Origin of the sequence: Mycobacterium sp., assembly GCF_049802695.1 — a bacterium.
Lineage (GTDB): Bacteria > Actinomycetota > Actinomycetes > Mycobacteriales > Mycobacteriaceae > Mycobacterium.
Window position 1 is genome coordinate 1 of the sequence record NZ_JBARMY010000525.1, and the last position, 11,496, is coordinate 11,496.

Sequence of the window (11,496 nt, forward strand, 5' to 3'; positions counted from 1 at the left end):
GGCACGTCCTTGGGCCCATCGGCGGCCCGCGGTCTCATAACGCCGAAATCACTTGCCACGCGGCCAGGTCAGCGATTGAACGCTGGGAAATGAGCCGAGGATCAGTAACCGGGCACCGTCGCCGACGACCGGCGGGAATCCTTGCAGCAGCGGTGTGGTCGTCATCAGCTCCCATGATTGCGCACCGGCGTTATACGTTGACCGCGTGGACGACGCTGGGATCGAACCTCTGCTGGATGGTCTGGCGGGTGCCGCCCGCGACGAACGCGCCGAGCTGATCGAGTGGTTGCTCGAGCAGGGCATCACCGTCGACGAGATCCGCGGCGCTATCACTCCGATGCTGTTGCCGGCCCGCCGGTTGATGGGCGACGACGGCAGCTACGTCTCGGCCCGGGAGATCAGCGACATCGCAGGCATGGACATCTTTCTGCTGCAACGGGTGCAGCGTGCCATCGGGCTGGCCGGCATCGACGATCCCGACGCGGTGGTGCACATGCGGGCTGACGGGTTGGCCGCCGCTCATGCGCAACGGTTCGTCGAGATCGGCATTCATCCGGATCATGTCTTGCAAGTGGTGCGCATCCTCGCAGAAGGGCTTTCGCACGCTGCTGAGGTGATGCGCTACACAGCGTTGGCCGCCGTGCTGGAACCAGGTGCGACGGAATTGGAAACCGCCAGGCGGTCCCTAGCGCTGTCGAGTCAGATCGTGCCGCGACTGGGCCCGATGATCGAGGCGATGCTGTTCATGCAGCTGCGGCATTCGGTGGAAACCGAAGCCGTTAACGCCAGCGAGCGCGCCGCCGGTGTGCCGCTGCCGGGTGCCCGGCAGGTCACGGTCGCGTTCGCCGACCTCGTCGGTTTCACCCGGCTCGGCGAGGCGGTGCCGCCTGAGGAGCTGGTGCAGCTTGCCGACCGGCTGGCAGACGTCGCCCGGGACGTGGCCATCCCGCCGGTGCGGTTGATCAAGACGATCGGCGACGCGGTGATGTTTGTCTGCCCCGACCCGGCGCCGCTGTTGGACGCCCTCCTCAAGCTGGTCGACGTCACTGACTCCGACAACGACTTTCCCCGGCTGCGGGCCGGGATGGCGGCCGGGTCCGCGGTTTGCCGGGCCGGCGACTGGTTCGGCAGTCCGGTCAACGCGGCCAGCCGGGTGACCGGTGTGGCCCGGCCGGGTGCCGTGCTGGTCACCGAGTCGGTGCGCGAGGCGGTCGGCGACGGGAACGGCTTCTGTTGGTCTGACGCGGGGGCGCGCCACCTCAAGGGCATCAAGGGGGATGTCAGGCTCTTCCGCGCCCGTCGCGGTGACGGCCCGGAGCAATAGCCCATCGTTGAGCGCGGCCCGAACCGCTGCGTTCGCTGCCGGAGAACGCGGTTCCCCCCGGGCTGTGAAACGGTGTAATTATGTAATCATGAGACAACGTTATGAACGAGGCCGGCGGTCCGGCCGCCCCGGAGGTTGGCAGCAGGCGCACCAGCCCGACGCCGGTGACGCAACCGAGTGGTTCGCCGGTCGCCTGCCTGACGATTGGTTCGACGGTGATCCCGCGGTGATCGTCGACCGCGAAGAGATCACGGTCATCGGCAAACTGCCCGCAGCTGTCGAGTCCGGAGAAGAAAGCGAAGCCCGTACGTCGGGCCGGGTGTCGCGGTTTCGGGAGGAGACCCGGCCGGAACGGATGAAGATCGCGGACGAAGCTCAGGATCGCTATGGCCGCAAGGTCTCCTGGGGCGTCGAGGTCGGCGGAGAGCAAACCCTTTTCACCCATATAGCGGTGCCGGTGATGACGCGGCTCAAGCAGCCGGAGCGCCAGGTGCTCGACACACTGGTCGACGCGGGCGTCGCCCGGTCGCGTTCCGACGCGTTGGCGTGGTCGGTGCGGCTCGTCGGCGAGCACGCGGAAGATTGGCTGGCTCAACTGCGCTCGGCGATGTCAGCGGTCGACGACCTGCGCACCCAGGGACCCGAACTCTAAGCGCCCGACAACGAAAGTGCCCTGCGCCAGACTCTCATTGAATGTCGCAGTGTTGCAATCGTTCTCGCTTGGTCGAGCTTTGAGACTGAGCCGATCGCCGGTGTCGAAGGAAACCGGCTCGCGAGCCGCGGTCTACAGTTTTGCCTCATGAACGGTGACGGGCCGACCGACGTTGTGGGTCACTGGTGATGGCGTGACATCTGTGGAACAGGCCCGGCTGCTGTTCGTGCACGCGCACCCTGACGACGAGAGCATCACCAACGGGGGCACCATCGCCCACTACGTCGCTCGAGGCGCGAACGTCCGCGTCATCACCTGCACTCTCGGTGAAGAAGGTGAAGTCATCGGCGAACGTTATGCATTGCTTGCCGTAGATCACGCCGACCAGCTCGGTGGGTATCGCATCAGCGAGCTGACCAAGGCTCTGCACGCGCTCGGTGTTGATGAGCCGACGTTTCTCGGCGGTCCCGGCCGCTGGCGGGACTCCGGTATGGCGGGTGAATCTCGCGGCCACCACACCGCCTTCGTCGACGCCGGGGATGAGGCCGTTGAGGAACTCGTCGATATCCTCGACAGCCTGCGTCCGCATGTCGTCGTAACTTACGACCCCAAGGGCGGTTACGGCCACCCCGACCATGTACAGACGCACCGGGTCACCGCGGCTGCGATAGCGGCCGCGCGATGGAAAGTCCCGAAGTTCTACTGGACCGTGCTGGCCTCAGGTGCACTGCAGACCGCTCTCGACGACTTGAGGGACATCCCGTCCGACTGGATCCGACTGCCCGACCTCGGCAGGTCCGAATACACCTACGCTTACCGCGAAATCGACGCAGTCATCGATGCGGGAAGACACTTCTCGGCCAAGGTCGCAGCGCTTGCCGCGCATACCACCCAGCTGACCCTGGCACCGGATCGCCGGTCCTTTGCGCTGTCGAATAACATCGTGTTGCCGATCCTGGTCGAGGAACATTTTGTGCTTGCGGCCGGCACTGCCGGGCCGCGTGACAGCCGCGGCTGGGAAACGGATCTGCTGGCCGGTCTGGCATTGCAGTAATGATTCTCGTGATAACGAGATAGTTGACGGCCGGATCGGCTCTGCCCTGTCCGGATCCCTGCTGCAGCGAGGATTCAGTCGTTGCACGCTCGTTCGCTTGCGCGGGACCTGGTTAGGCCTGGGTCATCGCGTAGTAAGCGGTATGTTTCGCCATCAGCTCGTCGTGGTTCCCCTGTTCGACGATCCGGCCGGCCCGCATAACCAGGATGTGGTCGGCACTTCGGATCGTCGAAAGACGATGAGCGATGATGAAACTCGTGCGATCGCGACGAAGCTCGCCGGTGGCCCGAGCGATCAGCGCTTCAGTTCGGCTGTCCACCGAACTTGTCGCCTCGTCGAGGATGAGCAGCTGCGGGCGAGCCAGGAACGCCCGCGCTATGGTGATCAACTGCTTCTCGCCGGCGCTGATGTTGCCACCGTCGTCACTGATGCGTGTCTGGTATCCGTTGGGCAGCGTGTGGACGAACCGGTCGACGTAGGCCGCTTCGGCGGCGCGGACCATGTCGTCGTCGCTGGCCCCGGGACGCCCGTAGCGAATGTTCTCCGCGATGGTCCCGCCGAACAACCAGGTGTCCTGCAACACCATCCCGATACGTGATCGCAGCGAATGCCGGCTCATCGACGCGATGTCGACGCCGTCGATCAGAATGCGTCCGGAGTCAACCTCGTAGAACCGCATCAGCAGATTGACCAGCGTGGTCTTGCCGGCACCCGTCGGCCCGACGATCGCCACGGTGCTGCCTGGTTCGGCCACCAGCGACAGGTCCTCGATAACCGGTGTGCCGGGCCGGTAGGCGAAGCTGACGTGCTGGACCTCGACTCGTCCAGCCAGCAGCGACGACGCAGTGCCGGGAAGCGGTGCCGACCCGTCGGCTGAAGTGTGCGCATCGCGGTCGGGCGTTTCCTCGGGCTCGTCAAGCAGGTCGAACACCCGCTCGGCGCTGGCCACCCCGGACTGCAGCACGTTGTACATCGCCGCCAGCTGCGTCAACGGCGAATTGAATTGGCGCACATATTGAACGAACGCCTGGATACTTCCCACTGTGATCTGGCCGGTTGCCACCTTAACGCCGCCGACAACGGCCACCACGACATAGCCGAGATTGCCGATGAACGACGTCGCCGGTGAGATCAGCCCGGAGATGAACTGAGCGCCGAAACCGGCGTCGTACACATTGCCGTTCAGCTCGCGGAACCGCTCCAGAGCGCTGGCCCGGTGGCCGAACGTCTTGACGACCGTGAAACCGCTGTAAGTTTCCTCGATGTGGGCATTCAGCCGTCCAGTGTTGGTCCACTGCGCGACGAATAACCGCTGCGAGCGCCGGGTAATCATGCGAGTCACCCAAAGCGACAACGGCACTGTCAGCAGCGTGATCATCGCCAGCAGCGGTGAGATGGTCAACATCATGGCCAGCACTGTTACCACTGTCAGGACCGACGTCAGCAGCTGGGTGATCGTCATCGACAGCGAAGTTTGAACGTTGTCAACGTCGTTGGTGACTCGGCTCAGCACTTCCCCGCGTTGCCGGCCGTCGAAGTAGGCCAGCGGCAGCCGGTGCACCTTGTCTTCGATGTCGGCGCGCAACGCCATCATGGTGCGCTGCACGGTCAGGTTGAGCAGCCTGGCCTGGGCCCACACCATCATTGCGGCAACAAGATACAGGGTCAACGCCACCATCAGCGTTCTGCCGATGGCGGCGAAGTCCACGCCTTGGCCCGGTGTGACGTGCATTCCGGACAGCAAGTCGGCGAAGTTGTTGTCACCACGCTGCCGGGCGGCGACGACCGCTTGCTCTTTGGTCAAACCTTTGGGCAATCGGCGCCCGATGACACCGTTGAACAGCAAGTCGGTGGCGTGCCCGAGGATACGCGGCACGACGACCCCGATCCCGGTACCGCCGAGCGACAGCAGGATCACCGCGGCGCTCAATCCGCGCTGGGGCCCTAACCGTTTGATCAGGCGGATCATTGATCCGCGGAAATCCCGCGTCCTTTCGGTGGGGCCCTGCACCACGGCGCGCATCGGCGGGGTGGTCGCCGCGGTCACCGTTGGCCGCCGACTCCGGCGCCCAGCGATTGAGAATCGGCGAACTCCGCGTAGGTCGAGCAGGTCGCGAGGAGCGACTCATGCGTGCCGAGACCGACGACCCGTCCGTCGTCGATGACGACGACCTGGTCCGCTTTCGCTACAGTCGAGATCCGTTGCGAGACCACGATAATGGTTGCATCGCGAGCCACTTCTCGCAGCGACGCGCGAACTTGTGCGTCGGTGTGCACGTCCAGCGCCGAGAAGGCGTCGTCGAATAGGTATATCGCGGGGCGACGGATCACCGCTCGGGCGATGGCGAGCCGTTGCCGCTGTCCGCCGGAGAAGTTGGCGCCCCCTTGGGCCACCGGCATCTGCAGGCCGTCGTCGTGGGTTCGCACGAACCCGTCGGCGTGCGCTACCTGCAGCGCCTGCCACATCTCTTCATTCGTGGCGTCGGCCTTGCCGTAGCGCAAATTTTCCGCGACGGTGCCGGAGAACAGGTAGCCGCGCTGCGGCACCAACCCGAGTGCGGACCACAATTGTTCGGTGCCGTAGTCACGCACGTCGACGCCGTCGACGAGCACCGCCCCTTCGGTGACGTCGTAAAGTCGGCAGATCAGCGCGACCAGCGTCGACTTGCCCGAGCCGGTGCCCCCGACGATCGCCGTGGTAGCCCCTGGACGCGCAGTGAATGAGATGCGCTGCAGCACAGGGCGTTCAGCGTTGGGATAGCAATATGCCACGCCGGCAAGCTGGACCACGCCGGTTGAGGACGACGGGCGCACCGGCTGTTGGGGGTTGGTCACCGCCGGACGGGTGGACAGCACCTCGGTGATTCGTTCAGCGCATACCGAGGCGCGGGGCAGGACCATCAGGGTCGTCGTCGCCAACATCACAGCCATCAGAATCTGGGTGAAGTAGGCCAGGAAAGCGATCAGCGAGCCGACCTGCATCTGCCCGCCGTCGATGCGGCGCCCGCCGAACCAGATCACCGCCACACTGGAGCAGTTGATCGTCAGCGTCGTCACCGGCAGCATCAGCGCTTGCCAGTTGCCGGCATTGAGTGCGGTGCCGGACACAGCGGAATTGGCCTGATTGAACCTTTCCCGCTCGAAAGGCTCACGCGCAAAAGCTCTGACCACACGAACCCCGGACAACTGGTCTCGCATCACCCGGTTGATGTTGTCGATCAATTTCTGCATGCTGCGGAAGATTGGCAGCATCTGCGAAACGACCACGTAATTGGCCACTGCCAGCACCGGAACGCTGAGCAGTAGCAGCCACGAGAGCCCGGCGTCCTGGTGGACGGCCATTGCGATCCCCCCGACGCACATGATCGGAGCTGTGACCAGCACGGTGGCCGCGATCTGCACCAGGAATTGGATCTGGCGGACGTCGTTGACCGTGCGGATCAACAGGGACGGCGCACCGAACCGGCTGGTTTCGTGGGCGGAGAAGTCGGTGACACGTTCGAATATCGCCCAACGCAGATCGCGGCCGAACCCCATCCCGGTTCGTGAGCTGAAATACACCGCGCCGATGGCGCACAGCACTTGCAGCCCGGCAACCGCGAGCATCACCCCGCCGAGCCGCACGATGGCGGAGGTGTCACCTTTGGCGACGCCGTCGTCGATGATCGCCGCGTTGACCGTCGGCAGGTACAGCGAGGCCAACGTGCTGATCAACTGCAGCAGCAACACCGCGGTGAGCGGCCCGCGATACGGCCGGGCGTACTGGCGCAGCAATGCCAGGAGCATCTCGTTACTGTCGCACAAGCACCGATCAGCTGCGGTTAGTGTGCACGCTGTGATCAGCCCGAGACGCGACCTCAGCCGCGCGGTGACGGCGTTGGCTCTGGTGGCCGCTGCCCTGGCCGGCGGGTGCTCCGATTCGGGGACGCAGTCGGTGGCGTCCCCGGCGGCCGGAGGGCCTCATCGCGGCCCGTTCTTCCCACAGTGCGGCGGTGTGAGCGATCAGACCATCGCCCGACTCACCCGGTTGAGCGGGCTGGCGAACACCGCACAGAACTCTGTGGGCTGTCAGTGGCTGCTGCACGGCAGTATCCGCGGTCCCTACTTCTCCTTCTCCTGGTATCGCAGTAGCCCGATCGGACGGGAACGCAGGACGGTGCAGGTGAACCATCCCCGCGTCGAAGACATCACCATCAGCGGTCACAACGGCTTCATCGCGACCGGCAGCGAGGCGAACTTGGGTGACAACCTGTGTGAGATCGGGCTGCAATTCGACGACGACTTCATCGAGTGGACCGTTTACTTCAACCAGAAGCCGTTCCCGGATCCCTGCGACATCGCCAAGGAACTGACCCGGCAATCGGTGGCCAACTCCAGATGACGCAAAAGTGCTGGTCAACCCGTGTCGAAGTGGTTGACGCGAGGCGCTGGCGCTACAGTGCATGCTGTGACCAGCAGTAGGTGCGCATAGTGGTGCGAGGCAAGCCGACGGCGCTGGCACTGGCGGCTGCGAGCTTGATGGGCATGGTTGCTGCGTGCTCTGACTCCGACTCCGGCAAGACCCAGGGGACCGACTCGTCGGGCGCGTCGTCCGCCTCGTCGCACCACGGGCCGTTCTTCCCGCAGTGCGGCGGAGTCACCGACCAGACCGTCGCCCAGCTCACCAGGGTGGCCGGATTGGTGAATACCGCGCAGAACTCCGTGGGCTGCCAGTGGCTGGCCGGTGGCGCTATCCTCGGCCCGCACTTCTCGTTTTCCTGGTACCGCGGAAGCCCGATCGGACGGGAGCGAAAAACGGAGGAGTTGTCGCGATCCAGCGTCGAGGACATCAACATCAACGGTCACGGTGGTTTCATCGCGGTCGGCAACGAGCCGACGTTAGGCGACTCGCTGTGCGAGATCGGCATCCAATTTCAGGACGACTTCATCGAATGGTCGGTCAGCTTCAACGCGAAACCGTTCCCGGATCCGTGCGACGTGGCCAAAGAACTCACTCGCGAGACGATTGCGAATTCGAAATGAGCGGCCGGTTGCAGGCTGTGCGGATTTCGGCGCAGAGAAGTGTCTTCGCGGCCGCGGCAGTCGCGCTCACGGTCCTGACGGTGCTGAGCGGGTGCTCGCGGGCGGTGGGCGGGACGCCGGTGAAGGCCGGCGCAGGTGACGTCCCGCCCAACAGCAACTCCCAACAGCAGTACCCCAACCTGCTCAAGGAGTGCGAGGTCTTGACCAATGACATCCTGGCCAAAACGGTGGGCGCCGACCCGCTCGACATCCAGAGCACATTCGTCGGGGCGATCTGCCGCTGGCAAGCCGCTAACCCGGCTGCTCTCATCGACATCACCCGGTTCTGGTTTGAACAGGGCAGCTTGGACAACGAGCGCAAGGTCGCCGAGGGCCTCAAATATCAGATTGAGAACCGTTCCATTGCCGGTGTCCGGTCGATTGTCATGCGAACCAACGACGCCAACGGGTCGTGCGGAGTCGCCAGCGACGCCGCCGGCGTCGTCGGCTGGTGGGTCAACCCGCAAGGTCCCGGAATCGATGCCTGTCAGCAGGCCATCAAGCTGATGGAGCTGACGCTGTCGACCAATTCCTGACCGTTTTTGCGGCCCGGGCCGCTCATCGCGGCACCTGGAAGTCGAGCAGCGTGGCGGCACCGCTATCTAACCGTTGCCAGCCGTGCGGCACTTCCAGCACGGCGAGCGCCGAAGTCGGGAACTTCTCTGCGATCCGTTGAGCAGCAAAGGTATCAGTGCCGGCGAGCTGCAGCGCCACGTCGGACATTGTCGGCTCGTGACCCACGACGAGCAAAGTGGCGGCGTCGTCGGCAACCGTGCCGATCTCATCGATCACCGTGCTGGCGTTGGCGCCGTACAGCCGTTGGGCGTAACGCACCGGGGCCCGAACACCGCTGTGCGCCAGCGTCTCCCGGGCGCGGGTAGCGGTGGAGCACAGGACCTGCTCGACAGCAGGTACGTTGAGTCGCAGCCACTCACCGGCCAGCCCGGCTTCGCGTACGCCGCGTGGCGCCAACGGCCGGTCGTGGTCGACGACCCCGGTCGGATACGCCGACTTCGCGTGCCGCAGCAGCACCAGGATGCGATGGTCATCAGTCACGTCGACGACGGTATGGCATGACCCTGACCGAAGCGATCCGTGCGCCGGCAATACAGCACCAGGGACGGTCGACGAGGCGCCCGCTTGCGTCGAACAATCTCCGGAACCAACCGGGTGGGTGCCGGTGCGCGTCCCCGGACTTGTCGGCGGCCCGCCCTACACTCGCCTTGCTCACAGCCGCCCGACATCAGAGGGGCAAGGAATGCGATTCCTGCACACCGCCGACTGGCAGCTGGGCATGACCCGTCACTTCCTCGCCGGTGAAGCTCAGCCCCGGTATTCGGCCGCCCGGCGCGACGCGGTCGCCGGCCTGGGTGCGCTGGCCGCCGAGGTCGGCGCTGAGTTCATCGTCGTCGCCGGTGACGTGTTCGAACACAACCAACTGGCGCCCAAGGTGATCAGTCAGTCGCTGGAAGCCATGCGCGCCGTCGGCGTTCCCATATATCTGCTGCCCGGCAACCATGACCCGCTGGACGCGTCCTCGGTCTACACCAGCCCGCTGTTCACCGCGGAGCGTCCGGACAACGTCTTCATGCTGGACCGGGCCGGCGTCCACGAGATTCGACCGGGCCTGCAGATCGTCGCCGCGCCGTGGCGGTCCAAAGTACCGACCACCGACTTGGTGGCCAAGGAGCTGGAAAGCCTGCCGGCCGCCGGGGTCACCCGGGTGCTGGTCGCCCACGGCGGCGTCGACGTCCTCGACCCAGACCCCGGCAAGCCCGCGCTGATCAGTCTCGCCACGGTGGAGAAAGCCTTAGCCGGCGGCTGTGTGCATTATGTGGCGTTGGGCGACAAGCACTCCCGTACCTGTGTCGGTTCCAGCGGCCGGGTGTGGTACTCCGGCTCACCGGAGGTCACCAATTTCGACGACACTGAGTCCGACTCCGGGCATGTTCTGGTGGTCGACGTCGACGAAACCGATCTGAACCGGCCGGTGCACGTCGAGGCGCGCAATGTCGGACGATGGCGGTTCATCACCATGCGCCATCAGGTCGACAACAGCCGCGACATCACCGATCTGGACTTGAACCTCGACCTGTTGGACGGCAAGGATCGCACGGTGGTGCGGCTGGCGCTGACGGGTTCGTTGACCATCACCGACCGCGCCGAACTGGACAGCTGCCTGGACAAATACGCCCGTCTGTTCGCCTGGCTGGGCTTGTGGGAGCGGCACACCGAGCTGGCGGTGATCCCGGCCGACGGCGAGTTCACCGACCTGGGCATCGGCGGGTTCGCCGCCGCGGCCGTCGCCGAGCTCGTCGCGACGGCACGGGTGGGCGACGCTGAGACCGCCGACGACGCCCAGGCGGCGCTGGCACTGCTGCTGCGGCTCACCGAGCACGGCAGGGGTGCGGCATGAAGTTGCATCGGCTGACTTTGACAAACTACCGGGGTATCGCCCACCGCGACATCGAATTCCCGGACAGCGGTGTCGTGGTTGTCTGCGGCGCCAACGAGATCGGCAAATCCTCGATGATCGAATCGCTGGATCTACTGCTCGAGTCCAAAGATCGCTCGTCGAAGAAAGAAGTCAAGCAGGTCAAGCCGACCGATGCCGACGCCGGATCAGAAGTCACCGCTGAGATCAGCACCGGACCTTACCGTTTCGTCTACCGGAAACGTTTCCACAAGAAGTGCGAAACCCAACTGACCGTGCTGGCGCCGCGCCGCGAGCAGCTGACCGGCGACGAAGCGCACGAGCGGGTCTGCGCGATGCTCGCCGAAACGATGGACACTGAACTTTGGCATGCGCAGCGGGTCCTGCAAGCGGCGTCGACCACGGCGGTGAATCTGTCAGGCTGCGAAGCGCTGTCGCGTGCCCTCGACGTGGCGGCCGGAGCGGCCGACGCGCTGTTCGGCACCGAGCCGCTGCTCATCGAGCGCATCGACGCCGAGTACGCGCAATACTTCACGCCGACGGGCCGCCCCACCGGCGAATGGTCGGCTGCGACAACGCGGTTGCAGCAGGCCGAGGACGAAGTCGGGCGCTGGGCAACGGCGGTGGCCGAAGTCGAGGACCGGGTACGGCGACACGTTGAACTGACCGATCGCCTCGCCGACCTGTCCGGTTGGCAGCTCGCGGCCGGCGAGCGGCATGCTGCTGCCCAGACCGCGGCCGGTGAACTCGCCGAACTCGGCGATCAGCTGCGCGAAGCACAGCTCATCGCCACGGCCGTCGCCGCCACCAGCTCGGCATCCAATACCGCCCACACCGAGCGGCTCCGGCTGCGAACCGATCTGAGCACCCGCACCGCAATCCTGGCCGCGGTAGAAGCCGAGAACCGAGAAGCCGCCGCTGCGCAGTCAGCTGCGCAGCAAGCCGGCGCGGCCGCCGACGCCGCCCTGGAT

11 protein-coding genes and 1 pseudogene are annotated in these 11,496 nt (G+C 65.3%); 8 read left to right on the forward strand and 4 right to left on the reverse strand.

The features are described 5' to 3' along the window. Positions 1 to 69 precede the first annotated feature (69 nt). Positions 70 to 165: pseudogene (locus WA317_RS20700) on the reverse strand (DNA-deoxyinosine glycosylase); the annotation flags it as partial. Between WA317_RS20700 and WA317_RS20705 the strand changes: the two are divergent. The 3 genes from WA317_RS20705 (at position 164) to mshB (ending at position 3,030) form a co-directional block, all read left to right on the forward strand. Beyond that, on the forward strand, positions 164 to 1,324 hold the full coding sequence (locus WA317_RS20705) for an adenylate/guanylate cyclase domain-containing protein (RefSeq protein ID WP_425174813.1): 1,161 nt from the start codon (positions 164 to 166) through the stop codon (positions 1,322 to 1,324). The pseudogene WA317_RS20700 and the gene WA317_RS20705 sit on opposite strands and share 2 nt — an antisense overlap. An 88-nt stretch (positions 1,325 to 1,412) precedes the next feature. Beyond that, on the forward strand, positions 1,413 to 1,976 hold the full coding sequence (locus tag WA317_RS20710) for a hypothetical protein (RefSeq protein WP_425174806.1): 564 nt from the start codon (positions 1,413 to 1,415) through the stop codon (positions 1,974 to 1,976). A gap of 193 nt (positions 1,977 to 2,169) precedes the next feature. After that, positions 2,170 to 3,030 carry an N-acetyl-1-D-myo-inositol-2-amino-2-deoxy-alpha-D-glucopyranoside deacetylase gene (gene mshB / locus WA317_RS20715; protein ID WP_425174807.1) on the forward strand — a complete coding sequence of 287 codons (861 nt, stop codon included), beginning with the start codon at positions 2,170 to 2,172 and terminating at the stop codon, positions 3,028 to 3,030. Positions 3,031 to 3,142: 112 nt separating this feature from the next. On the opposite strand, the gene WA317_RS20720 is transcribed toward mshB, so the two are convergent. Further along, entirely contained in the window at positions 3,143 to 5,053 is a 1,911-nt protein-coding gene (locus WA317_RS20720) for an ABC transporter ATP-binding protein (RefSeq protein ID WP_425174814.1), read from the reverse strand. Positions 5,054 to 5,073: 20 nt separating this feature from the next. After that, positions 5,074 to 6,816 (reverse strand): ABC transporter ATP-binding protein, encoded by a 1,743-nt coding sequence (locus tag WA317_RS20725; protein ID WP_425174808.1) that lies wholly within the window; start codon positions 6,814 to 6,816, stop codon positions 5,074 to 5,076. 52 nt (positions 6,817 to 6,868) lie between these two features. On the opposite strand from WA317_RS20725, the gene WA317_RS20730 reads away from it, so the two are divergent. The 3 genes from WA317_RS20730 to WA317_RS20740 all read left to right on the forward strand — a co-directional run bounded on the left by WA317_RS20730 (position 6,869) and on the right by WA317_RS20740 (position 8,627). Next, positions 6,869 to 7,411, forward strand: coding sequence for a DUF3558 domain-containing protein (locus tag WA317_RS20730; RefSeq protein ID WP_425174815.1), 543 nt, complete (start codon positions 6,869 to 6,871; stop codon positions 7,409 to 7,411). Between the two features lie 137 nt (positions 7,412 to 7,548). After that, on the forward strand, positions 7,549 to 8,052 hold the full coding sequence (locus WA317_RS20735) for a DUF3558 domain-containing protein (RefSeq protein ID WP_425174816.1): 504 nt from the start codon (positions 7,549 to 7,551) through the stop codon (positions 8,050 to 8,052). Continuing rightward, positions 8,049 to 8,627, forward strand: a complete 579-nt coding sequence (locus tag WA317_RS20740; RefSeq protein ID WP_425174809.1) for a DUF3558 domain-containing protein — start codon at positions 8,049 to 8,051, stop codon at positions 8,625 to 8,627. The genes WA317_RS20735 and WA317_RS20740 overlap by 4 nt, the downstream gene beginning before the upstream one ends. Before the next feature lie 22 nt (positions 8,628 to 8,649). Here WA317_RS20740 and WA317_RS20745 read toward each other — a convergent pair whose 3' ends face one another. Beyond that, entirely contained in the window at positions 8,650 to 9,147 is a 498-nt protein-coding gene (locus WA317_RS20745; RefSeq protein WP_425174810.1) for a SixA phosphatase family protein, read from the reverse strand. Positions 9,148 to 9,349: 202 nt separating this feature from the next. Between WA317_RS20745 and WA317_RS20750 the strand changes: the two genes are divergently transcribed. Then, entirely contained in the window at positions 9,350 to 10,507 is a 1,158-nt protein-coding gene (locus WA317_RS20750) for a metallophosphoesterase family protein (protein ID WP_425174811.1), read from the forward strand. Beyond that, on the forward strand, positions 10,504 to 11,496 hold a 993-nt coding region (locus tag WA317_RS20755; protein WP_425174812.1), incomplete at its 3' end, for an AAA family ATPase. The genes WA317_RS20750 and WA317_RS20755, both read left to right, overlap by 4 nt.